The organism is Acidisarcina polymorpha (genome assembly GCF_003330725.1).
GTDB lineage: Bacteria > Acidobacteriota > Terriglobia > Terriglobales > Acidobacteriaceae > Acidisarcina > Acidisarcina polymorpha.
Genome location: NZ_CP030840.1, coordinates 5,996,298 through 6,019,473 on the forward strand (window position 1 = coordinate 5,996,298; position 23,176 = coordinate 6,019,473).

Consider the following 23,176-nt stretch of genomic DNA (forward strand, 5'->3'; position numbering starts at 1 on the left):
GCTGGCTCCTTCTCTTGGATGGCGCTATTGTTTCGAGTGTCCGCCAATAGCTACCTTCACCCCTGACTGTACGGTCAATGGTTGTGACGGGTAGCCGATGGGAGCGATATGGCTCTGGTTCAATATGTTATTTGTCTGGGTGTATATGCTGAGCCACGAACTGACCCGGTAGGTGAGTCCCACGTCGACTTTCTGATAGCCATAATCCAGATTTCGATTTGGCAGCAGCAGCGAATTGCCCGCTGCTAGATCGTATCCGCCGAGAAAAGTGCTGTCATCGCTCCGGCTGCTGTAAGCACTCATCACTGTTGCGGTCAGGTTGGACCGGATGTAAGTGGCTGTCAGGAAGCCGCTATGCGGAGGACGGCGAAAAGGGCGTGCTCCCACCAGCGGAGAGATGGAACCGATGGGGATGTTGGCAAACGAAGGCGGAGCACCTCCAGGCAAGCCGGTATTAAAGCTGGGACTCAATGCATCTGAAGAAAAGGACCGCTGCACCTTGGCGTCGAGATAGGTGTAGCCACCGCGCAGAAAAAGATGGGCCACCGGTTGATATTGGATCTCCGACTCGAATCCCTGGGCCTTGAAGTCGAGTGAGTTTGCGTAGGCGCCGCCAGTGTTCTGCAAGACTGTGATAAGTCCCTGCTGTTCGGCAGGCGTAAGCGTCGGCAGCAGCTGGGGCAACGCAAACGGGTCAATGAATTCAATCTGGTTACCGAACTCATTATGGAAATAGGTGCCGCGAACCAGCATCTTTTCGTTGAGCAGACTTTGTTCGACTCCGCCGTCATAGGTGCGGGTGCGCTCGGCGCCAATCTGTGCAATCTTGTCTTGAGCGATAGCTTCCGGTCCTCCAGGTTTGCCGACCAGTATTCCATACAGAGAATTGAATTGTTCGGGAAGCGACGGCTCACGAACTCCTTGAGCGAAACTGAAGTTCAATTTTGTTCCCTGAATAGTGCCAGCGCCGGGCCGCCGGAGGTAGTACACAAGCGACGCCCTGGGAGTGCCCTCTAGGCCGTACAGGTGGTTCTTCTGGATCCCGCCGCCTAACTGATAGAACATCCGATTCCTGAAGTCGCCGACCAGCTGCGTGGTGTAATCAAAATTACTGCGCTCCAGCGACTGCCGGAGATGGTACGTAGAGTAATTGCTGGAGCCGCGCTCATCTTCGTATCGAAAGCCACCAAGAGCGGTGAGATGCCCGGTCAGCCTGTAGTTTGTCTGTCCGGAGACCTGGTCGCGGTTTGAGGCAGAGTCTGCCGAATTCGGGTAAGTGGCAAAGCCGGAGTTGAGCTGCGCCCGGCCGCTCACAAAGAAGCCGTTGGCGCCCTTGATCTCCGCGGGTTCACCATAGTAATTGAGTGTCGGAGCGCCAAATTGTTCGGTGACGATCGGGATGCCGGCCGGGTACCACTGGGCGCTCTGTTCGCGTTTCCTAGCCAATGCGTAGCGCACCGTGTTGTGCCAATTCTCCGAAGTCTGGTTATCGACAACGGTGCTCGAGTACAGGTTTTGATCGGACTGCTTACCATCGTTTGGAATCAGGAAAAAGTTGTAGGCTCCAGGTAACCCGACTGCAGCGGTTGTATTTCGGGCCGTCGAGCGGATTTGAGTATTCGCGGTCGGGAACCAGCCCAGGTTCAGACTTGAGGCGACATTATGGTATTGATCCATCGCGATATCGTTCGAGCTGTTCATCCGCGAAAACGCACCATAGTAGTCGACTTTATTTCGCGTTCCTCCGGTCTGAAATTCGTTTCGATAGGTGTAATAGTTGCCGGCGTCTCCCTGATAGAAGAACGAGGGCGTAGGCGTGCTTCCGGAGGGAGTAGTAATGCTCAAGACGCCTGCCTCCGCATCCGAACCGTACAGGACGCTGTCGGGTCCGCGAAATGCCTCGACCGAGGCAATGCCCGTCGTGGATACGTTGCCGAGATCGAAGCGGCCGCCAATGTCTTCGGCTGGCGCGCCGTCGATCAGGACCTTATTGGCGTCGGAGTTTCCACCGCGCGAGAAGATGGAGGTGACACTGCCATTCTGCCCGTTGCTCACAACGTTCAGGCCGGCCACCTGACGCAGAGCATCAATCAACGTAAATCTGTTTTCCAGGTCACCTGCCTGCAACACCGTGACCGCTGAACTGGTCTGAGCCTGGGGAGTTGATAGTCCGGTCGCAGTGACAACCACGTTCTGGCGGACGGGGTCCGGCTCAAGAACCACATTCTGCTCAACGCTGTCGAGCCGGCCAGCATAGAAGCCGGTACTGGTCACTTGCCGGAAGGACCGGCCCCCGGCAAGCACATAGAAGCGGCCACCGCTGCCGCAACTCAAGGTGAAACCACCAGCAATGTCGGTGTGAGTATTCGTCACCACCTTGCCGTTTTGAACGAGGGCCACCGCGGCGCCCGCAACCGCCGCTCCGAGCGGGTCGGTCACCGTACCGTGCACGATGGCAGCAGCCGCATAGCCGGAGTACGTGAGCAGCATCAGGAAGCAAGCGAACAGATCAATGCGGCTAATCTTCCCGCGGCGAACACGCATGACACTCCTTCATCGCCCTCGGACGGATGTCATTCAAACGCAAAAGCACTCCTCCTGAAAGGCAGACCCGTGCGAACTGCTGCTTCACGCTTATCTCCGAAAACCAGTTTTAGATTAACCGCATGGCTCCGCCTACTCACCAGACGCACGACCAACCACTTTCAGTTGCGGACTAACATCGATCTTGAGTGCGACTCCCTGGCAGAGAATCCCCATGCACCCAAAATTTTGTTTATAGAAGAATGAAGCAATATAGTCAAAGATGTTGATGACATGAAAGATCGCCCCGTCTTCCTCGCACTCGGATTGCTTGAATAGACAGCAGGTGGGGAAGTGTCTCCTCTCGTAGCGCGAGGGAGTCGAGCTTGATGACCGTCTGCCGTGAATGCGGCATCCTAACCGAGAAAGCGAAACGGAAAGCTTTACTATGGAAGTGTCCAGAGAAGGGCGCATGGAAGAACACTCTTTTGAAGAAGCGCTTGAACGCAAACGTGAATTCCTTTTTGCCCGGCTGAGGGAAGTGGGCCGGGTGATGATCGCCTATTCCGGAGGAACTGATTCAGCGTATCTCTCCTATGCTGCTCATCAGATTTTGGGAACCGAGATGCTCGCGGTTCTGGCTGACTCGCCAAGTCTCTCGCGCAGTCATCTGCGCGACGCCGTCGCCTTCGCTGAAAGTCAAGGAATGCCCCTCAAGGTGGTTGATACCTTTGAGATGGAGAATGCCGACTACGTCAAGAATGACAGCACTCGCTGCTTTCACTGCAAGGATGAACTCTTCCGGGTGATGTCGGAGGTCGGTACCCCATTGAACTTTGCCGCCGTGGCTTACGGAATGAATGTGGATGACCTTGGCGATTTTCGCCCGGGACAGAAGGCCGCGGCCCAACACCGGGTGCTGGCTCCTCTCGCCGAGGCCGGTCTTACCAAAGACGGTATCCGGCAGCTGGCCCGGGCGGAAGGCCTTCGCATCTGGGATAAACCAGCTTCGGCTTGCCTTTCTTCTCGCATCGCGTATGGGTTGCCAGTGACCCGAGAGACCCTGGATTCCGTCGAAAGAGGAGAAGAGGCGTTATTCAGGCTAGGCTTTCGAAAGTTCCGTGTACGGCACCACGGTGAGCTGGTTCGGATTGAGATTGCCCGCGACGAGTTAGGCAGGATGCTCTCTCTGGCAATGTTCGAACAGGCAAGCGCCGACCTGAAAAAACTTGGGTATAAATACGTGACACTCGATCTGGAAGGTTATCGCTCCGGATCCATGAATGCGCTTCTTCCGATCTCGGAGATCGGGTTTGGCAAGCCGGAGCAACCCGTCTTACGCGAGAGTGCGAAGTGAAGATAGCTTATCTGGACTGCTTTTCTGGAATCAGCGGAGACATGTTCTTAGCTGCTTTGGTGGATGCCGGCGTGCCGATCGGCGTACTGCAGAGTGCCGTGGATTCATTAGGGGTAGACGCACACCTCGTGCTGAGACGAGTCGACCGAAGCGGTATCAATTCCGCCAAAGTCGATGTCCTTACTGCGGGCGGCAAGCTTGCTGAGACCAGCGAGCACGAACCTTCCGCGGTGGAACACACCCATGATCACTCTCACAGCGTAGAAGGGCACGAGCATAGCGGAGAGCCTGACCACGGTCATTCCCAGCCTCATGAACACTTACACACTCACGCTGACGGAACCACCCACTCCCACAGCCATTCCCACGATCTGGACCATGCACACGTGCATGGGCGTTCGTTGACCGATATCCAGGGCCTTATCCGTGGCTCTGCATTGCCAATCGAAGTGCAGACTACCGCGTTGCGTGCGTTTCAACTATTAGGCGAAGCGGAGTCGAAGATCCACAATGTTCCGGTAGAGACCATTCACTTCCATGAAGTTGGATCGGTCGATGCGATATCGGATATTGTTGCAACGGCGGCAGGATGTCACTGGTTGCGCGTGGATCGCTGGATTTGCTCGCCGCTCAACGTCGGCGGAGGCCATGTGCATTGTGCGCACGGCAAGTTTCCAGTTCCGGCGCCTGCGACGCTGCAGCTTCTCCGTGACCTGGCAATCTACTCTTCCGGAGTGCAGAAAGAACTGGTCACACCCACGGGCGCTGCGCTTTTGCGCGCACTGGACGCTCAGTCCTCCGTGTTCCCAACTATGAGCATGACTTCGACCGGCTACGGAGCCGGGTCCCGAGATATTCCTGGGCAGCCGAATGTGTTGAGGCTGGTCGTAGGAGAATCGGCGGAACGTGTGAGTGGATCCGGTTCGCAGGGGCGAGTAGGCATCATCGAGACCACCATCGACGATGCCACGCCCGAGGTTCTTTCCTATGCGGCTGACAAACTGCTCGCGGCCGGAGCTTCTGATGTATACCGAATTCCTGTTCAGATGAAGAAAGGCCGCATCGGCATTCAACTGACCATATTATGTTCGCCGGAGCGCGCCGAGGAATTGCAAAAAATCGTATTCCGGGAAACAACTACCCTAGGACTTCGTTACCGGGAAGAAGAGAAAACGTCGCTGACGCGCAGCTTTATTTCGGTCGACACGGAATGGGGAGCAGTGCGCATCAAGGTCGGATCTCTGGAGAACGGGGAAGTCGTTAACTACGCCCCCGAATACGAAGAGTGCCGATCGATCGCGGAGAAACATGCGGTGCCTTTGAAGCAGGTCATGCAAGCGGCCGCCAACGCCTATCTTGCCCAGGGAATGAGCGCGTGAATCCTGAGCAACTGCAAAAACTGATGGAGGCGGTTCGAGAAGGAATGGTCTCTCCGGAGGAAGCTTGTGGCCGTCTCAAGACCCTTCCATTCGAAGACTTGGGATTTGCCAAGGTCGACCACCATCGCTCGCTTCGTACCGGCATGCCGGAGGTGATTTATGCGAAGGGGAAGACATCCAACCAGGTCGCCCGCATCTTTCTCAGCCTGACTGCTTCGGGGGTGAATGTACTCGCGACTCGCGCTACCAGAGAACAGTATGAAGCGGTGAAGCAGGTTGAGCCCAGAGCTGAATTTCATGAGATCGCTGCCTGCATCACCTTGAACCAGAAGGGCGATCCGACGCAGACCGGGATCATTGGTGTCGTGTGCGCCGGCACCAGCGATTTGCCGGTAGCCGAAGAGGCCGCAGTTACCGCCGAGTTGATGGGCAATCGAGTAGAACGAATTGTAGATGTGGGCGTCGCCGGGCTACACCGGCTACTGTCTCAGCATAGCCGCCTGCAGGAGGCATCCGTGCTTATCGTCTGCGCCGGCATGGAAGGCGCGCTGCCTTCCGTAGTGGGTGGTCTGGTCGGAGTTCCGGTGATCGCAGTTCCGACGAGCGTCGGCTATGGCGCGTCGTTCTCCGGACTGGCTGCTCTCCTGGGTATGTTGAATTCGTGCTCTCCTAATGTAACCGTGGTAAATATCGACAATGGCTTCGGCGCCGCATACGTGGCGACGCTAATCAACCGTCGGCAATCAAGCTAGCGTGCCTCCCTTGTGAAGCACTGGTACTGGCCTCTTTATGAAACTTGGATGGACGGGAGTTACCCATGGAACGTAGAAGTTTTCTCAAATCAGCTGCAGTTGCAGGAGCCGGCCTCGCAGCGGCAAACAGCGGTCTGGGTCAGTCCTCGGCAGCTCCTGCTGGGGCGACAACACGACCAATGTCACCCGACATGCAATATCGGGATCTGGGCAAGACGGGCGAAAAAGTCTCGGCAATTGGGTTAGGCGGTTATCACATTGGCAAGCAGCAGGATCCACAAGAGAGTATTCGCCTGATTCGCTCTGCTCTCGATCGCGGAATCACGTTTCTCGACAACTGTTGGGACTATAACGACGGGCTGAGCGAAGTACGCATGGGGCAGGCTCTGCGCGACGGCTATCGCGCGAAGGCCTTCCTGATGACCAAGATGGATGGCCGCACAAAGGATTCCTATAACAAGCAGCTGGAGCAATCCCTCGGTCGCCTGCAGACGGATGTGATTGACCTCGTCCAATTTCATGAGATTATCCGGATGGAAGATCCCGACCGGATTTTCGCGGAGGGCGGAGCCATGGAAGCTGCGGTTGCTGCGCGCCAGGCAGGAAAGATTCGATACATTGGCTTCACCGGACACAAAGACCCTCTCGTCCATTTAAGGATGCTCGAGGTAGCCAAGCAGCATAACTTCCACTTCGACACGGCCCAGATGCCAATCAATGTGATGGATGCTCACTTCCGCTCGTTTGGAAAGAATGTCGTCCCAGTGTGCGTTGAGCAGGGAATTGGCGTGTTGGCGATGAAGACGTTCGGCGACAACTTTATCTTGAAGAGCAATACGGTTCAACCGATCGAGGCGTTGCATTATTCGCTGCAGCAGCCCGTCTCGGTGGTCATCACCGGTATGGATTCGCCGGCGATTATGGATCAGGCAGTCGAGGCGGTGCGGACTTTCAAGCCGATGAGTCAGGACCAGATAGCCAGCCTTCTCGCCCGCACCAAGGACGCTGCGGCCGATGGCAAGTTCGAACTGTTCAAGACCAGCAGCCACTTCGACGGAACTGCCGCTAACCCCAAGTATTTGGGCTAGGTCTTTCGGCAGGACACTTAGGGGCCAGGCGATGAATCTCAGGCGGCGGCGATGCGTCGCACGAGATCGTCCTGCTCTGCGCGGCTTTCCGCGCCGATCGTGAACGCGTCCAAGACACCCGTGCCAAGAGCATAGTGCAGAGCCTCGCTGGGGCGGCTGCGCATCGCACCCTGGCCGAGAATTTTCATACCCACGATGGCTTTTCCGGATGCACGCATTTGCTTGATAACACTGACGACTGTATCCGGCTCTGCATCCATGCGGGCTTGTACTGGATTGAGCCGCACCAGATCCAACTCCACCCATGGCGAAGCGGCGGCGGCCCGCAATGCCCCAATGCTGTGGCAGGAGACTCCATGAGCCCGGATCACACCCTTTTGCTTCGCCTCCGAGAGTACATCCATGGCGCCCCGATAGCGAGTCGTCCAGTCATCCTCAGTTACGCAGTGGATGAGGACGACATCGATATAGTCGGTGCCTAATTCACGGCGGAAACGGTCGAGGTCGTCCCGAACTCCAGCGGCGTCGCGGGTATCGGTTTTGGTAAGGACCGTCACCTTATCGCGCGGAACGTGTTTCAAGGCAGCGGCGATATAGGGATGGCTGCCGTAGGAGTCTGCTGTGTCATAGAAGCGAAGTCCATTTTCGTTGTAGCCATCGATCAACATCCTCGAGATCCGGTCCGTGCCCAGCCTCGTCTGGTTGGACGCACCAGCATAGCCGATCGTTCCAGTACCCATCGCTAACCTGCTGGTGCGAATGCCGGTTTTCCCCAGCACAACGTCGTCGTGAGCCTTGAATTTGGCAGGCAGCGTTGTTTGCTCGAAGGATGCGGCGGCGGGGGCAACTCGCTGGGCGAGCCACGCACTTCCGATACCGGTCGCTGCGCGACGCAGAAACTCTCTCCGCTGCATATGGGCTCCTCTAGAAGAAGTCGTAACTCATAGGGACGCGTTCCCCAGTAGAATACGCCAAGACCAAAGGCCGAACAGGCCCCTGCTCTTCGCCCGGCAGGATAGCTTCGACTATATCCATGACATTTTGGTGTGACGGAAAGAGGGATCACACAATCGCGGGCGGTGTAAATACATACTGCCGAGTCGCGAAGCCTTTCAGAGTTGAGATCTCTCCACGAGCTTCTGCCGCACCATCGGCGCCACCACCGTGCCTAAAAGCTCGGTAGCATGGAGGAGCTGGATGTGAGGCAGCGTGGCAACGCTCATCTGGAAGCTGATTCGTGCGACTCCGCCGAGAGCTTCGTGGATATACAAAATCTTCTGCGCTACTTCATCTGGATCGCCCACAAGTAGCGCACCGGTAGGTCCACGTAAGGCGTCGAAGTGACCGCGAGTCGTGGGCGGCCAACCGCGCTCCTTTCCTAGACTGGTGAAGGTATAAGCGTAGCCGGGAAAGAAGTCGTCGATCGCCTGAGTGGTTGTGTCCGCCACGTACCCGATGCAGTGAAGGCCGACCTTCAAGTCCTCGCGAGCATGCCCTGCGCGGTCACCGGCTTCATAGTAGAGGTCGATCAGGGGCCGGAAGCGGTGAGGCTCCCCGCCGATAATGGCGACCATCAACGGCAGACCGAGCGCACCGGCACGGGCGAAAGATTGGGGCGTTCCACCGACGCCTAGCCAGATCGGCAGCTTTTTCTGCAGTGGCCGTGGGTAGACACCTTGCCCAGTCAGAGCCGCCCGATGTTTGCCAGACCAGTGAACGTTGATATTTTCCCGAATGTTCAAAAGAAGGTCGAGTTTCTCCGCAAAAAGTGAGTCATAGTCGTTTAGGTCAAGACCGAAGAGTGGATAAGATTCCACAAATGACCCGCGACCCGCGACGATCTCGGCTCGTCCATTAGAAATCAGATCGAGCGTCGCAAACTGCTGGAAGACTCGTACGGGATCGTCTGCGCTCAATACAGTCACCGCGCTACTAAGGCGAATCTTGCGGGTTCGCGCGGCAGCCGCGGCGAGGATCACCGTTGGCGCCGAGTCGAGGAATTCGGCGCGATGATGCTCCCCGATGCCAAAGGCGTCCAGGCCCACCTGGTCGGCTCGCTCGATCTGCTCCAGGAGATTGGCAATTCTTTCCGCAGCGCTCAACGTGACTCCGTTGGTCGGGTCTGTCATGGCAGCGGCAAAACTATCAACACCTATCTCTATCGGGTCCAAGCCACGTCCTCCTTACATCATCAACAAACACGGATGCAAGCACAGAGAATTAGTTTCATCCGGCTGCAATCGGTGTCGTTGCTGGACTTCAATCATGAGGATTGACTGCCCACATAGGCAGTTTTGCATCACACGTTTAAGAGACAAACATGACTGGAACCATCCCCCCCCTAAGAAACTTTGGAAAAACTGACGCGAAGATCTCCGCCATCGGTTTGGGCGGTCACCACCTTGGCGCGGCAAGCGACGAGAAAACTGCTGTTGAGATTATTCACCGCGCCGTGGATGGCGGGGTCACGTTCTACGATTGCTGCTGGGAATATAACCGCGGCAAATCGGAAGATTGGCTGGGAAAAGGGCTAAAGGGGTATCGGGACAAGGTCTTCTTAATGACCAAGGTCTGTACCCATGGGCGCGACGCGGCCTTAGCTACTCAGATGCTGGAACAGAGTTTGCGCCGGCTGCAGACGGATCACCTCGATCTATGGCAGATTCATGGCGTTGGATTCGAAAACGACCCTGAACTCTTCATCCGTCCCGGAGGGGCCGCTGAAGCCCTTACCAAAGCAAAGAAGGATGGGAAGGTCAAGTTTGTTGGCTTCACCGGGCATAAGGATCCGGACGTGCATTTGGCGATGTTGAATACCGGCTTTCCATTTGACGCGGTACAGATGCCCCTAAATCCCTTCGACTCGCATTTCTTCAGCTTCGAGAAAAAGGTGCTTCCAATCTTGAATCAACGCGGCATCGCGGCACTGGGAATGAAGCCTATCGGCGGCCACGGAGAACCAGTACAAAAGGGTGTCTTCAGCGCTGAGGAACTGCTCCGGTATCAGATGTCCCTGCCGGTCGCGACGACGATCACGGGCGTCTCGGAGATGCATATCCTCGAACAGAACTTGAAAATCGCCCAAGGCTTCACTCCGCTATCCGAAGCCGAGATGCAGACGCTGCGCGATCGCGCAAAGCAATATGCGGGGGACGGCCAATTCGAGCTATATAAAACATCAATCAAGTTTGATAACCCTGAGGCGCGACTTGCCCATGACTTCCCCCTTGACCTGGCACAGGTAGAAGTCAAACAGATGATCTATGCCACTCAAAATTCCGGACGTCCGTATCCGCAGGTAAAAGATTCGCCGGGAGTTTAGCGAATCTCGCTTCAAGCCACGAACTGCAAATCTGCCTAAGAGAGAACTATGTCGAAATACGACTCGCCCAAGCTCATCAAAGATCCTCTCGTTAATCATCTACAGACGCCTGAAGAGAAGTTACGCTTATCCGAAGTCTCTAGAAGGCACTTTTTGCAAGGAGCAGCTATGACTGGGGCCGCTGCCGTTGCAGGTCCCCGCGCTGCCCGTGCCCAGGCGACCTATCCAGCTCAATCTGGTGCACGAGCCGAGTTACAGCTGCCAAACCCAATCGTCCCTAATTTCCAGGGGCGATACAGTGGACCGCCATTGCCTCCATTCCAAGTGCCCAAACGCCCAATGGGCAGTACCGGTTTGCAGGTCTCCATCATTGGTATGGGCGGCTTTCACTTAGGTACGGCTGCTGGACAGGAAGAGGTAAATAACATGATTGCAAAGGCCCTCGATCATGGCATCAACTTCTTCGACAATGCGTGGGAGTACCACGGGGGTATGAGCGAGGAACGTGTCGGTTCGGCCTTAAAAGGGAAGCGTGATCAAGCCATCGTTATGACCAAGGTCTGCACTCACGGACGCAAGAAGGATGTAGCGATGCGCATGCTCGAAGAGTCACTTACCCGGCTTCAGACCGATCATTTAGATGTCTGGCAGGTGCACGAGGTCATTTACTACAATGATCCGGAAAAGGCGTATGCGCTTGATGGAGTGCTCGAAGCGTTAACTGCCGCGAAGCAGCAGGGAAAGGTTCGATTTGTTGGCTTTACTGGCCATAAGAATCCATCCATCCACCTTGATATGCTTAATCGCGGCTTCCACTTCGATACCGTGCAGATGCCGATTAATCCCTTCGATCCAAGTTACCGTTCTTTCGAGAAGACCGTGTTGCCAATCGCAGTTCAAAAAGGAATGGCGGTCTTTTCGATGAAGAGTATGAGCGGATCGGGAGAACCGATCGTGCACGGAGCGCTCACTCCCACAGAGGCGCTCTCCTACGCTATGAGTGTTCCCGGCGTCTCCACGACTATCTCAGGGATGGACTCGATGGAAGTACTTGATCAGAACTTAGGAATACTGTGTAACTACGAGCCACTCACTGACAAGCAGATGGCGGATCTCCGCGAACACGGACGGCAGTTCTACGACGGCCGGTACGAGTTGTTCAAAAGCACGTTAAAATATGACGGAGACCTGGGCCGGGAGCAGCATAACTATCCGAGCGCCGCCGATTTGCCAGCCTAGGAGCGCGGACAGGATCTGCATTGAACCTCAGAGAGATGCATCTCACTTGGGAAAGCATGCTGTTTTCTGGCGAGCTGTCGGCTCGTCCGAATTCATCGCTTGATCCTGAGGAGATATGAATGACCACAAGTAATGTAGCTGATCAGACCACACTGCAAGATCCCACGAAGCAATATCCGCGGCCTAAGTTCGAGGAGCAGAGTCAGGAAGCTCCAGGCCTCGCCAAGAAGATGAATCCGAAGCCAGATCACGGTGAAGAGACCTATAAAGGGTCGGGACGTCTCGCCGGTCGCAAAGCTATCATCACGGGAGCCGACTCTGGAATCGGTCGGGCTGTCGCCATCGCTTTCGCGCGCGAGGGAGCAGACATCGTTCTCAATTACTTACCAAGCGAAGAAGAAGACGCTAAGGAAGTAATTTCATTAATCGAGCAGGCCGGAAGGAAAGCTATCCCCATTGCCGGTGATCTGAGTGAAGAAAAGTTTTGCAATCGGTTGGTTGAAGATGCGGTCCATCAACTGGGTGGGCTCGACATCTTGGTCAATGTTGCTGGAAGACAGGAGGCGGAAGAGGACATCTCCAAGCTCACTACCCAGCAGTTTGAGATGACATACAAGACCAATGTCTTTGGACTGTTCTGGCTATGCAAAGCGGCGCTGGCTCATCTGCAAGCTGGTGCTACGATTGTGAATACCGCATCCATTCAGGCATACCAACCATCCCCAACGCTCTTAGACTATGCCTCGACCAAAGCAGCAATTGTCGCCTTCACCAAGGGATTGGCCAAGCAGGTAGCATCTAAAGGTATCCGAGTCAATGCGGTCGCGCCCGGTCCGATATGGACTCCTCTTCAACCGAGCGGAGGTCAACCGACCGAGAAGCTGCCAGAGTTTGGTGCCAAGACACCTCTCGGCCGGCCCGGACAACCAGCGGAACTTGCACCTATCTATGTTTTGCTTGCTTCTCAGGAGTCCAGTTATGTCACAGGCGAGACGTACGGAGTAACCGGCGGCAACATGCTTCCGTAGTTTGCCTCGATTAGCCCCTGCTCTGGAGCGGTTTAGAGACCGACTCCAGAGATTTGTTCGCCGCTTCGACGCCAATTGTCCATTCGCAAAGGGCGGCGAGCAGCATTAGTACCGCTCCCAGGGCGTAGCCTAGGGCTACACGACTCTTAGAGCCGGTCGCAATGAGCACTCCGAAGAGCACGGGTGCTCCGGCACCGCCGATGAGCGTCCCTGCGGCGTAAAAGATGGCGATCGCGAACGCCCGAATCTCGAGGGGGAATATTTCGCTGACGGTCAAGTACGCAGCGCTCGCTGCGGACGAAGCAATAAAGAAGATCACTGCAAATAGAATCCCGAGACCTTTGGCTCCAATCATTCCGTGCGAGAAGGGATAGATGCTGGCGGCAAGAAGCAATCCCGAGATACCATAAGTGGCTGTAATCATCGGCTTTCTACCTATTGTGTCGAATAGGCGGCCAAGCAGGATAGGACCGAAGAAGCTTGCTATTGCGAAGGGCAGCAGATGAAGAGGCAGGTCTTGGTCAGAGACATTGTAAAACTTCTTGACCACCAGTCCATAGGTAAAGAACACAGCATTGAAGAAGAATGACTGGCCTATCATCAGCACCAATCCTAGAAATGAGCGTTGGCGATTCTCTCCTAACATGTTGGCGAAGATTTCTTTCCACGGCGTGTGGTCTCGCACTGAGAGCTGCAATTTGTCGCCCTCCGGCCGGGGGAGTTCGCCCGCTCCCTTTGAAACTTTATCCTCAATGTCCTTGACGATCTTCTCCGCCTGTTCCTCGCGACCGCGTAGCATGAGCCACCGCGGGCTTTCGGGAACAAAGAGTCGCAAGGCCAATACCGCAATGCCCAAGCTGCCGCCAATCCCAAAGGCATATCGCCAGCCGCGCTCTGGCGAGAACAGATGCCCGTGGAGCAAGTAGAGAGTGGCAAGAGACCCGATCGACGCCCCTACCCAGAAGGTCGCGTTGACCGCAAGATCTACAGTACCGCGCACCTTACTCGGAATTAGCTCATCAACGGCGGAGTTGATGGCGGCGTATTCGCCCCCGATGCCTAAACCTGTAAGAGAGCGGAACAGCATGAACGTGAGAAAGTTGCCGGAAAAGGCTGTCGCCACCGTGGCGATCGAGTAAGTGGCGAGAGTGACCAGAAATAGCCGTTTCCGGCCAAGTCGATCGGTGAGATAGCCGAAAAGAATGGCTCCCAGGACGGCACCTGCGAGGTACGCACTTGCAGCTGCAGTTACTTGCTGGTTCGACAGGGAAAGGCCTTGTCGGCTCTGTAAGATGCCGGACAGCGACCCCGTGAGAGTGACTTCCAGGCCATCAAGCAGCCATGAAGTCCCCAGGGCAACGATGATGCGAGTATGCCAGGTTGACCATGGCAGCCGATCAAGTCGCGAAGGAACATCAGACTCGACGACGCGATCACCGCCTGGATGCGGCCCTTGCGATTGGGGCCACGCTCCTGCTTTTTGTGCAGACATAGTCTTGGTGGTTCCATCCCTTCATTCATGACTAGCGGCCGAGCACTAACTTTGCGCTTTGATGATGCTTATGGCTCCGTTGCGCTCTAGAATTGCGTACTTAATTTCATGGATTGATGTGATCCCTTTTGTGCGCCCGGCAGCCATGATGTCTTCGGGGTCTATTCGCATTCCCCGCATTACTTCTACTTGATATTCACCGTTCTTCAGCAAGACGAGTGGAGTTCCGTCGATGATCTCACCCAACTTGGGAGATCGCGCTTTTAACCAAGTGACAAAGCGATGCATCAAACCGACGGCAATGATAGCAGTCACGCAGTTTGTGACCGAACGATCATTCCCTACTGTAGAGAGGATGATGACACCGCCTATAAGGAATACGATGACGAATTCGAACAGAGTCAGTTGGGCGCCAGGTCTTCTACTAAGGACCCGCACGGTAAGTAGGAGAAAGAAGTAGCCGATAATGGCATGAATAATGGTGTACATGGCAGCTAAGGGACCACCGCAATATCTGCTTTAACTGGAGCAAATCCAGGCACTTGAACTACGAAGTGCCGGATGCCCGGCCCCGTCGGTTCGAGTGCGAACTCAACTGACGCCGGAGGAGTAGTGGCAGGAAAAGTATAGGTCAAGCCATCCTGACCTAATGTTGTCGTCTTAGGGGAGGGAACTACCCGCTGAGCGCCTAACTCTTTCACAACGCTCCCGCTGGTATACAACTCTACCTCCCCGTGTTGGATCGCAGAGCTGCCAAATTTAACAGTCAGAATTGAAGGGGTGCTGGTCCTCTCAATCCTCTCAAATTTGACATCAATGGAGCCGTCGGTCGCTATAATCTCCTTCTTGGCTACCCAACCGCGGCCGAAGAAACCGAGAACATCGAGAAGCAGGATGAGGTAGAAGACAATCCAGACTCCTCGCTCGAACTTCCACCACTTACGCTGGAATTCCAGATCTTCGCCGACGGCGACCTCGTTATTGACCTTCGCAACGGAATCTTCGACGGGTTTTTCAGCGAATGCTTGTGCCACGGACTACTCCTCAGCTGGTTAGTGATGGTAGAACTCTATCGCTCGCTTGACGGCTCTTTCTTTGCCGCCGTGCTGATCTCGCCATTTCTTTCAAGCACTGCGCTTTGAAGACCCTCGAGATTTTGAATCCCTGAGTCGCGGGCGGAAGCCATAATGTCGTCGTCCGCAATGCCCATCTCTCTAAGAGTCTCGCTTCTCCATTGCCCGTTTTCGAGCAGCAGCAATGGAGTTCCATCCACCAATCGAGCAAATCTCTGAGATCGCTGCCTACCCCAGGCAACCAGATAATGCCCTAATGCAATCGCAATGATCTGGCAAAGTGCGTTGGTGAACGAGACCTCGTTTCCGACAATGGCCGTAAGCGCCAGGCCGCCCATGAAGAAGACAAGCACGAACTCGAATGGCGTCATCTGCTTGCCTGGGCGCCGACCGACCACCCGCACAATGAATACCAAAAACAGATAGCCTAGGAACGCTCGAAGCACCGCTGCCATAACATTTGACCTTCGTTCCCGAACAAGCAAGTTCATAGGAGTACTGCCGGCTAGCACGGGAGTGACTAAGAATACGTAAGTAACAATGTCTACTATTGGTGTATGAGATGCGTCCTGAGCGGCCTAGGTTCTCTGCCACCTACTCCTTAGGCTGTTTTACCTGGCTGAAATGTTTGCCGCACACATCATGCCTCGAGTCGGGAGAGAAAAGCATCTACTCGAATGAGCCGTCAACGACGAGGAGGTAGGAAACAGAATGAGTCACCAAAGGAATTTATTTCGGGGGATAGTTGCAGGGGCTGCCGGAGGTCTTGCAGCCTCTTGGGTAATGAATGAGTTTATGACAGGACCTGGTAAGAAGCTGCAAGAGGCGCTTCAAAGTGAAGCGGAAAACCAGAAGCAAGAGGCTGCAAGCGGTGAACCCAAAGAAGACGCGACGATGAAGACGGCGGACGTCATCACCCAAACAACGACGGGAGGACAGCACTTGTCCTGGGAGGGCAAACAGAAGGGCGGTCCGATCGTCCATTATGCCTTTGGTGCAATCATGGGTGGCCTTTATGGCGGACTCGCAGAGTACTCCTCTTTTGCCAGGTCCGGCTTTGGGGCAAGCTTTGGCAGCACTTTGTTTGGCGTCGCCGACTTGTTCGCCGTGCCCGCGCTACACCTATCGCCGCCGGCTACAGATCAGCCGCCATCGTCGTTAACTTCCCCTTTTGCCGCCCACATCATCTATGGCGTGACAACCGAACTCGGTCGACGCATCGTGAGAGCCGTCCTCTAATCGGGCAGCCCTTTTACCTGCGACCGGCATGCGCAGGGCAGATCGCGCCGGCGCATGCCCGGTTCGCACGGCGGCGCACTACCTTTTAAATGTTCTTGTTAATTGTTCTTGTGTTCCGGCAGGACGTTCCAGATTGCGTCGTCTTCCTCACCGAGGACCCAGGCGCAGATACCTTGGAGATTCTTGTCCTTGGCAAGATCATAGCGATCAGCGAAACCTCTTTTTTCGGTATAGAAGATCCACTCTCGCATCTGATCGCGATAGAAGAAGAAATATGCAGTGTGGTCTTGAACGTCCCACATCTCTTGTCCTTGATAGGTATCTCTTAATGTTTGGGCGTCGATTGCGCTGATGTAATCAGCGGTGATGTTAGGCTTCTGCTCTCTTTCGTTCAGCCCTGGATCTCCGGCGTACCAGTGGTAGCCATAAAGGGCGATGCCGAGGGAAAGCTTGTCTTTTGGTACGGACTTCAGCGCATAATCTAGATTTTCATTCGTCCAATTCCATCCGCCAACAGGCCCAGGTGTCGTCCAGCGCGTGTGTTGATCGTAGGTCATGAGGCAAAGAAGGTCGACTGATTCGCCGAGGGCCTTGAGGTCAAAGACTCCACGCCAATCAGAGAAAATCCATTTGCTGAAGGCGCTGTGCCCAGGGTGTCCAGGGGCATTCGGAACGACCGCAATCTGAAGTTGTAAGTGCGCCTGGTGCATCTCGCCGGCGATGCGTTTCACAGTACTCGAGAGTGCATCACGGTCAGTCCAAGCGATATTTTCAAAGTCGAGTTGAAAGCCGTCGTACCCATTCTGCTTGCATTGGGAGATAAGTGATCCGATCATGGCTGTCTGCGCCTTATCGTTCGTCAACAGCGAGTGGATGCCTGTCTTGTCGAAGATGGCGACGATCGGGAAGAGTGCAATGTGGCGTTGTCTCACCACCCGCTGCACCGCCGGATCAGGTTCGCCGTAGACCAACCCGTTGGCGTCAACGCCATACCAGGTCGGCACGATAATATCGATCTTGTCTTGGTGCCGCATGAAGTCACGGACAGAATCCGGATGGTCCGTCATATAGAAAAGGGCCTTCGGTTGGGCGAAAACGCTGTGAGCGCTCAGTAAGAGACAGAGCAGGAACTTTTTCATGTGATCTCATTTCAAGGCAGATGTTTATTTGGATTCGGGCGCTTTGACGTAATTCAGCCGGGTTCCTTCTATGAAAATCGCACCGGCGTTTCGGCAAGCGGAGGATGACTCCGCCTCATTTGGCAGAATCTCCTCGAATCACCTAAGTAGATATCTACGCCCCATCGAGCGTCAGGGATGGCGGGAAGTCCTCTGGCTGCGAGCCGAATTCTAGATTAGGCTCACTTCCCATCTGGAAAACAATGCGCCCACCGGTGGCGATGTCCCGATGATTAAACCAGGACCGGGTATAGGGCTTGCCGTTGAAGGTAACGCTCTGAATATATTGGTCCTTTGGTGATTCGCGGTGCGCAATGATCTCCAGCTGTTTCCCTTCGCCGAGTTGCAACCGGACATTGTCAAAGAGCGGAGTGCCGAAGATGTAGTTGCCGCTGACAGGATCGACGGAATAGAAACCCATCGAACTCATGATGAACCAGGCTGACATCTGACCTACGTCCTCGTTCCCCTGAAGACCGTCTGGGAGCGCCTTGTACATAGTCTCCATCAGCATTCGCACACGGGCTTGCGTCTTATGAGGCTGGCCCGCGTAGGTGTACAGATAGGCTATGTGATGGGACGGTTCGTTTCCGTGAGCGTACTGCCCCACGAGGCCAGCGATGTCGGGCGGAGCATCCGCGGGCAGCGTAGACGGCTGATCGAACAGTTCATTCAGTTTGGCAAGGAACTTTGCCTGTCCGCCCATGATCTCGATCAAGCCTGCGGCGTCGTGTTGGATGCCGAAGCTGGTTTGCCAGGAGTTTGACTCGGTGAAGTCGCGCCACTTCTTTGAAGTGCCCATCTCAATGGGGCTGAATGGCGTCGCCCACTCCCCGCTCGATAGCCGGGGTCTGGCGAAGTTCATGGACCGGTCATAGTAGTTCCTGTAGTTACGCGAACGAGCTACTAGCATTTTTGCATCGTCAAGGTGACCGAGCTTGTTCGCAACATGGGCTATTGCCCAGTCGTCATAGCAGTATTCAAAGGTCTTGCTGACTGACTCCTCTTCCAGGTCGCAAGGAATATAGCCCTTCGACCGGTAATAACCAAGCCCACGGTAGTCGTCGACCATGGCGCGTTTCATCATTAATTTATAGGCTTGCTGATAATTCACGCCGGCGATGCCCTTGTTACACGCCTCGGCGATGACAGCGGCAGAGTGATAGCCAGTCATGGTCCCGGTCTCGCAACCTTGAAGCGGCCACACAGGCATCCCGGATGGACTCTCTTCAGCCATGCGAATTAGGGTGTTGGCGAAGTCAGGCACACGTTCGGCGTTGATCAGCGTATACAGTGGATGAGCAGCGCGATAGGTGTCCCAAAGAGAAAAGGCGGTGTAATTGCGCTGATTAGGATCGAGTTGATGGATCTGCTTATCCATCCCGCGGTACCGGCCGTCGACATCATCGAAGAGCGAAGGACCAACGGAAGCGTGGTATAGCGCAGCGTAGAAGATTCGGCGATGAGTTTCATTCTCTGTCTCAATAGCAATCCGCGAAAGTTGTTCGTTCCACTTCCTGCGTGCGTTGCGCCGGATGCCTTCGAAGTCCCACCCCGGAATTTCGACCTTAAGGTTGTTGGCCGCTGACTCCGCATCCACGCCAGAGATACCAGTCTTAACCAGGACGACTGGATCGCGGCTGAGGTCGAAGAAGAGGACGCACTTCAACGACTTCCCAGTAAGTGGCTGCGTCCCTTGTGCAACCACATTGCTATCTTGATAGAAGACGGTACGAGTAGGCTGCTGCGAGAACTGCATGGTGAAGTAAATCTGTCTCCCGTCGCCCCAGGCCTTGGTGGTATGGCCTCCGGCAAGCGTGGCTGGCGCGACATGGGCGAGCGAAGCCGTGACCACGGCAGAGTGGCCGTTATATGCGTAGCTGTGCTCCAGATCGACAATGATGTGTCCGGTCGAGGGAGCTCCATTGCCGGCAGGAAAGGTGTATCGATGCAGGCCCGCCCGCTCCGTAGCTGTCAGCTCCGCGCGAATGCCGTAGTCCTTCAGCAGAACGGAGTAAAACCCTGGTTCAGCATGTTCGTCATCGTGACTGAAGCGGGAGCGGTAGCCGGCATCCGGATTGCTGCGAGGGCCAGGTACGATCTTGGACTCTCCAGTGCCAGGCATTACCAGGAAGTCGAGCAGATCTCCGCATCCCGTCCCGCTCAGGTGAGTATGGCTGAACCCCATGATCGAGGTGTCACTGATGTGATAACCAGAGCACCAGTCCCATTGATCATTAAAGGTGTCGGGGCTAAGCTGGACCGCGCCAAATGGGACGGTTGCTCCCGGGAAAGTGTGTCCGTGCCCACCGGTACCGATCCGGATATCGACAAACGGGGACGGATCGGATGTTCCGGCTGTCCTCTCGGATCGCTCGCCCATCTTGCCAAGTGCAGTTTCCGTTGCTCCCACCGCGCATAGTGCAGAGACACCTTCGAGGAACCTTCTTCTTGAAATCACTCATACTCCATGGATCTACATCGAATTTTTTGCCGACCGAATCCAGCCGTTACTCTATTTTGACGCACATGAAACCGATATGACGGCCTCTTCACAGAAAGTGAGCGTTTGGCGTCGAAGGAGGCACACTGCATGCAGATGTGATCGTGAAGCCGCGAGGGACATCTCGACCTCAGGCGTTGATCTCGTTGACTACGCGATGTGCCGACTCGATAGCACCCTGCATCCATCCGTTCCAGCGCGAGGTGTGCTCACCAGCAAAGAAAATCCGGCCCTCTCTGCGTGCATTGACAGGAATGAAGCTCAGTTCGCCGGGATCAAAGCGCGAAAGACCGCCCCGCTGCCACGGATCCTCGCTCCAGCTCTTCGCTCGAGCCGCCTCGAAGTGCTCTCGCGCCCCCGGAAACACTGCTTCAGCATCGGCAATCGTTTGTTGTACACGGCTTTGTAAATCCATAGCGTCGAGTTTCACTGCGTTCCCGCCGATGACGTATGACAGCAGCAGGCCTCGCTCTTCCGAGGATTCCGGTCCGAGCGACCAAAATCTCTCTGATATCAAATCTGTATTCGCAAATCCGCTTTGCCCCTTCGGCTTCCAGAACTGTTTCTGCATCTGCAGAAATATTTTGTCGACTGGAAAGTATTTCTGCTCGCGGATGACGCGCTGCTTCTCCGCCGAGAGTCTGGCCTCCGCAAACAAATTTCTCGCCACTGAAAATGGCAACGCCGACACGACATAGTCGCCCCGAACCGCCTCCTGACCGCCGGCATGTTCCATCAGCGCCCATGCGCTGCTGTCATCCTGCCCAATGCTTGTAACCCGACATCCGTAGCGGATCGCACCGCCCATCTCCAACTGCTTCGCCAACGCGCCTGGAAGCTGGTCGTTGCCTCCGCGAATGTGGAAGTACCCGCTGGTGACCTGCTCATTCAGCTCCACCAGAAGCAGCAGGGCTGCGCTCAGCGATGTGTCGGCACCCACGAGGACGAGCTCGATCGCGTCAGTCGACAGACCCTGCTTCTCCAGGAACTGCCGCAGCGTATAGTGGTCCAACTCCAGGAGCGGGCGGGGCACGATCGGCGAACTCCCACTGCCTTTCAGCTGCTCCAACGGCCCGGCCAGGTAGCGCTTGGCCATGCCGGCGCGGCCCAGGCGCCGCTCCTCCGGAGTCAGTTGCAGGGGCCAATCCGGTTCGGGCCCGTGCCCGGCCACATAGTTCTGTCCACGCAGATGCACAACATCAGCGAGATCGTCGCCCTTGAAGGGCTCCAGAGGCAGTCCAAATTCCCGCACATAGGCCAGGGTCATCAGGTGTGTATCGGGAATGCGCGTCGCTCCGGTCTCGGCGGAAAGCCCCGGATCAAGCCCCTCGCGAAGCGTCTGGACTCTGCCGCCGGGACGCCCCTGGCCCTCCAAAACAATCGCCTCAAACCCGAGCTTGCGAAGCTCGTAGGCGCAGGAAAGACCCGCCAGCCCACCGCCCACGATGACCACCCGCCGTTTCGCCTCGACCGCACGCAGGAATGGCGCAGGAGCAAACGCCGCAGCGGCCGCTGCAGCCAGGAAATTCCGCCGATTCATCATCCTTGATCCATACCCTCTTATCTTTGGACAAGGAGCAACAGCGCCACGAACGGCAAATCAGCCGACAAATTGGCCAGGTACCATCTCGTTGCTTTGTAAGCTATTCCAGCTTGTTCAACTAAGCTAGAGAACACCCCATCCGCCGCAATATTCCCGGGTCTCGCGGGACTAGGTCAGCAGAGACGCTAGGACCGTTGCGGGCGGCAACTGACGGACCGTGAATTGCCTTCGGAGCGGCTGGAATGCTTCTCGATCCGGCGTTCGAGATCTTCAGTGCGATGGACGGCGGCCCAGCGGGGCGGCAAAGAAATCCGCTCGGAGGCATATGCACAATTCGTCCGCCGCAGGTTCGATCATTCAGCCTCAGCGTGATTATCTATAATGGGCTTTCACTCAAATCTATTTTCTACAACTCGCAGCACCAATACCAGTTCACGCCGAAGACAGAAATTCTTATGACTCCTGAAACAGCAGCCCATCCAACCGCCACAGCAACCATTACCTCATCGCCTCGTTGGACGTCCGAAAGCGCGCGCAATCTATACGAGCTACCCTTCAATGACCTGCTCTTTCAGGCACATTCCGTGCATCGGGCGAACTTTGATCCGAACCGGATCCAGCTCAGCAAACTACTCAGTATCAAAACCGGGGGATGCCCAGAGGACTGCGGCTATTGCAGTCAGTCGGCGCGCTATCCGACCGGCCTCAGAGCTTCAAAGCTGATGGAGGTTGAGCGTGTTGTAGCCGAAGCGCAGAAGGCCAAGGAGGGCGGAGCTACCCGCTACTGCATGGGCGCCGCCTGGCGCAGCCCCAAGCAGCGCGACATGGACACAGTAGTAGCAATGGTGCAGGGCGTGAAGGCCCTCGGCCTGGAAACATGCATGACGCTGGGGATGCTTTCGCCGCAGCAAGCTGAGTCCCTCTCTGAAGCTGGACTGGATTACTACAATCACAATATCGACACCTCCAAGAGATTCTATGGGGAGGTCATCACGACTCGAACTTTCGGAGATCGTCTCGAAACGCTTGAAAACGTCCGCCAGGCAGGGATCAAGGTATGCGCCGGAGGCATCATTGGCATGGGCGAAGCCGCGGAGGATCGAATCGATATGCTGGTGACGCTGGCCAATCTGCCGTCGCCACCGGAGAGCGTGCCAATCAACATGCTCATTCCTATTCCAGGTTCGAAGCTTGCCGATGCACCGCCGGTCGATCCGATCGACTTCGTTCGGGTGATCGCGCTCGCCCGTATTCTCATGCCGGGATCGCATGTACGGCTTTCGGCGGGGCGAACCAACATGACCGACGAATTGCAGGCTCTCTGCTTTTTTGCGGGAGCCAATTCGATCTTTGTCGGTGACACCCTTCTGACCGCTGCTAATCCAGGAGATGACCGGGACAGCGGCCTCCTGCGGCGCCTCGGAATAAGACCCGAGGCAAGCGACGCCCAAAAATGATGC

General features: G+C 55.7%; 19 protein-coding genes. 9 read left to right on the plus strand and 10 right to left on the minus strand.

Translation table 11 applies throughout. From position 1 onward, the window contains the following. Positions 1 to 24: 24 nt before the first annotated feature. On the minus strand, positions 25 to 2,544 hold the full coding sequence (locus ACPOL_RS25585) for a TonB-dependent receptor plug domain-containing protein (protein WP_114209562.1): 2,520 nt from the start codon (positions 2,542 to 2,544) through the stop codon (positions 25 to 27). Between the two features lie 451 nt (positions 2,545 to 2,995). On the opposite strand from ACPOL_RS25585, the gene larE reads away from it, so the two are divergent. From larE to ACPOL_RS25605, 4 genes are all read left to right on the plus strand, one after another. Beyond that, positions 2,996 to 3,880: an ATP-dependent sacrificial sulfur transferase LarE gene (gene larE, locus ACPOL_RS25590; RefSeq protein ID WP_114211059.1), complete on the plus strand. Its 885-nt coding sequence runs from the start codon at positions 2,996 to 2,998 to the stop codon at positions 3,878 to 3,880. Then, complete coding sequence (larC, locus tag ACPOL_RS25595) at positions 3,877 to 5,259, plus strand: nickel pincer cofactor biosynthesis protein LarC (RefSeq protein WP_114209563.1); 1,383 nt, start codon at positions 3,877 to 3,879, stop codon at positions 5,257 to 5,259. The genes larE and larC overlap by 4 nt, the downstream gene beginning before the upstream one ends. Further along, entirely contained in the window at positions 5,256 to 6,011 is a 756-nt protein-coding gene (gene larB / locus ACPOL_RS25600; protein ID WP_114209564.1) for a nickel pincer cofactor biosynthesis protein LarB, read from the plus strand. Before larC ends, larB begins: the two co-directional genes overlap by 4 nt. A 65-nt stretch (positions 6,012 to 6,076) precedes the next feature. Next, complete coding sequence (locus ACPOL_RS25605) at positions 6,077 to 7,099, plus strand: aldo/keto reductase (protein ID WP_114209565.1); 1,023 nt, start codon at positions 6,077 to 6,079, stop codon at positions 7,097 to 7,099. 38 nt (positions 7,100 to 7,137) lie between these two features. Here the strand turns inward: ACPOL_RS25605 and ACPOL_RS25610 are convergent, their stop codons facing one another. Both ACPOL_RS25610 and ACPOL_RS25615 read right to left on the minus strand, forming a co-directional pair. Next, positions 7,138 to 8,013, minus strand: coding sequence for an aldo/keto reductase (locus ACPOL_RS25610; protein WP_114209566.1), 876 nt, complete (start codon positions 8,011 to 8,013; stop codon positions 7,138 to 7,140). Positions 8,014 to 8,211: 198 nt separating this feature from the next. Beyond that, positions 8,212 to 9,270: an LLM class flavin-dependent oxidoreductase gene (locus ACPOL_RS25615; RefSeq protein ID WP_236657030.1), complete on the minus strand. Its 1,059-nt coding sequence runs from the start codon at positions 9,268 to 9,270 to the stop codon at positions 8,212 to 8,214. Between the two features lie 149 nt (positions 9,271 to 9,419). On the opposite strand from ACPOL_RS25615, the gene ACPOL_RS25620 reads away from it, so the two are divergent. From ACPOL_RS25620 to ACPOL_RS25630, 3 genes are all read left to right on the plus strand, one after another. Next, on the plus strand, positions 9,420 to 10,421 hold the full coding sequence (locus ACPOL_RS25620) for an aldo/keto reductase (protein WP_114209567.1): 1,002 nt from the start codon (positions 9,420 to 9,422) through the stop codon (positions 10,419 to 10,421). A gap of 75 nt (positions 10,422 to 10,496) precedes the next feature. After that, positions 10,497 to 11,660: an aldo/keto reductase gene (locus ACPOL_RS25625; protein WP_414633392.1), complete on the plus strand. Its 1,164-nt coding sequence runs from the start codon at positions 10,497 to 10,499 to the stop codon at positions 11,658 to 11,660. Between the two features lie 119 nt (positions 11,661 to 11,779). After that, the gene (locus tag ACPOL_RS25630; RefSeq protein ID WP_114209569.1) at positions 11,780 to 12,688 is read left to right on the plus strand and encodes an SDR family oxidoreductase; all 909 of its coding nucleotides are present in this window, start codon (positions 11,780 to 11,782) and stop codon (positions 12,686 to 12,688) included. 10 nt (positions 12,689 to 12,698) lie between these two features. Here the strand turns inward: ACPOL_RS25630 and ACPOL_RS25635 are convergent, their stop codons facing one another. Genes ACPOL_RS25635 through ACPOL_RS25650 form a run of 4 tightly spaced genes read right to left on the minus strand, consistent with a single transcriptional unit; the run spans position 12,699 to position 15,708 of the window. Further along, positions 12,699 to 14,180, minus strand: coding sequence for an MFS transporter (locus ACPOL_RS25635; protein WP_114209570.1), 1,482 nt, complete (start codon positions 14,178 to 14,180; stop codon positions 12,699 to 12,701). A gap of 45 nt (positions 14,181 to 14,225) precedes the next feature. Further along, positions 14,226 to 14,669 (minus strand): DUF421 domain-containing protein, encoded by a 444-nt coding sequence (locus ACPOL_RS25640; protein WP_114209571.1) that lies wholly within the window; start codon positions 14,667 to 14,669, stop codon positions 14,226 to 14,228. A gap of 5 nt (positions 14,670 to 14,674) precedes the next feature. After that, positions 14,675 to 15,214, minus strand: a complete 540-nt coding sequence (locus tag ACPOL_RS25645; protein ID WP_114209572.1) for a hypothetical protein — start codon at positions 15,212 to 15,214, stop codon at positions 14,675 to 14,677. A 35-nt stretch (positions 15,215 to 15,249) separates the two neighbouring features. Next, positions 15,250 to 15,708, minus strand: coding sequence for a DUF421 domain-containing protein (locus ACPOL_RS25650; protein ID WP_114209573.1), 459 nt, complete (start codon positions 15,706 to 15,708; stop codon positions 15,250 to 15,252). Between the two features lie 340 nt (positions 15,709 to 16,048). On the opposite strand from ACPOL_RS25650, the gene ACPOL_RS25655 reads away from it, so the two are divergent. Next, a complete protein-coding gene (locus tag ACPOL_RS25655; RefSeq protein ID WP_161557568.1) occupies positions 16,049 to 16,492 on the plus strand; it encodes a DUF1440 domain-containing protein in 444 nt (147 codons plus the stop codon). Positions 16,493 to 16,590: 98 nt separating this feature from the next. Here the strand turns inward: ACPOL_RS25655 and ACPOL_RS25660 are convergent, their stop codons facing one another. The 3 genes from ACPOL_RS25660 to ACPOL_RS25670 all read right to left on the minus strand — a co-directional run bounded on the left by ACPOL_RS25660 (position 16,591) and on the right by ACPOL_RS25670 (position 21,716). Next, positions 16,591 to 17,631, minus strand: a complete 1,041-nt coding sequence (locus ACPOL_RS25660; RefSeq protein ID WP_114209575.1) for a glycosyl hydrolase family 18 protein — start codon at positions 17,629 to 17,631, stop codon at positions 16,591 to 16,593. Between the two features lie 154 nt (positions 17,632 to 17,785). Further along, positions 17,786 to 20,131, minus strand: coding sequence for a GH92 family glycosyl hydrolase (locus ACPOL_RS25665; RefSeq protein WP_114209576.1), 2,346 nt, complete (start codon positions 20,129 to 20,131; stop codon positions 17,786 to 17,788). Between the two features lie 172 nt (positions 20,132 to 20,303). Continuing rightward, positions 20,304 to 21,716 carry a flavin monoamine oxidase family protein gene (locus ACPOL_RS25670; protein WP_114209577.1) on the minus strand — a complete coding sequence of 471 codons (1,413 nt, stop codon included), beginning with the start codon at positions 21,714 to 21,716 and terminating at the stop codon, positions 20,304 to 20,306. 242 nt (positions 21,717 to 21,958) lie between these two features. On the opposite strand from ACPOL_RS25670, the gene bioB reads away from it, so the two are divergent. After that, positions 21,959 to 23,173 carry a biotin synthase BioB gene (gene bioB / locus ACPOL_RS25675; RefSeq protein WP_236657031.1) on the plus strand — a complete coding sequence of 405 codons (1,215 nt, stop codon included), beginning with the start codon at positions 21,959 to 21,961 and terminating at the stop codon, positions 23,171 to 23,173. The last annotated feature ends 3 nt before the right edge of the window (positions 23,174 to 23,176 follow it).

Bases quoted from the DNA above. Each gene is read 5' to 3' on its own strand.
- ACPOL_RS25585 (WP_114209562.1), bottom strand. From the start codon at position 2,544: ATGCGTGTTCGCCGCGGGAAGATTAGCCGCATTGATCTGTTCGCTTGC.
- larE (WP_114211059.1), top strand. From the start codon at position 2,996: ATGGAAGAACACTCTTTTGAAGAAGCGCTTGAACGCAAACGTGAATTC.
- ACPOL_RS25605 (WP_114209565.1), top strand. From the start codon at position 6,077: ATGGAACGTAGAAGTTTTCTCAAATCAGCTGCAGTTGCAGGAGCCGGC.
- ACPOL_RS25610 (WP_114209566.1), bottom strand. From the start codon at position 8,013: ATGCAGCGGAGAGAGTTTCTGCGTCGCGCAGCGACCGGTATCGGAAGT.
- ACPOL_RS25620 (WP_114209567.1), top strand. From the start codon at position 9,420: ATGACTGGAACCATCCCCCCCCTAAGAAACTTTGGAAAAACTGACGCG.
- ACPOL_RS25630 (WP_114209569.1), top strand. From the start codon at position 11,780: ATGACCACAAGTAATGTAGCTGATCAGACCACACTGCAAGATCCCACG.
- ACPOL_RS25635 (WP_114209570.1), bottom strand. From the start codon at position 14,180: ATGTCTGCACAAAAAGCAGGAGCGTGGCCCCAATCGCAAGGGCCGCAT.
- ACPOL_RS25640 (WP_114209571.1), bottom strand. From the start codon at position 14,669: ATGTACACCATTATTCATGCCATTATCGGCTACTTCTTTCTCCTACTT.
- ACPOL_RS25650 (WP_114209573.1), bottom strand. From the start codon at position 15,708: ATGGCAGCGGTGCTTCGAGCGTTCCTAGGCTATCTGTTTTTGGTATTC.
- ACPOL_RS25655 (WP_161557568.1), top strand. From the start codon at position 16,049: ATGACAGGACCTGGTAAGAAGCTGCAAGAGGCGCTTCAAAGTGAAGCG.
- ACPOL_RS25660 (WP_114209575.1), bottom strand. From the start codon at position 17,631: ATGAAAAAGTTCCTGCTCTGTCTCTTACTGAGCGCTCACAGCGTTTTC.
- ACPOL_RS25670 (WP_114209577.1), bottom strand. From the start codon at position 21,716: ATGATGAATCGGCGGAATTTCCTGGCTGCAGCGGCCGCTGCGGCGTTT.
- bioB (WP_236657031.1), top strand. From the start codon at position 21,959: ATGCTTCTCGATCCGGCGTTCGAGATCTTCAGTGCGATGGACGGCGGC.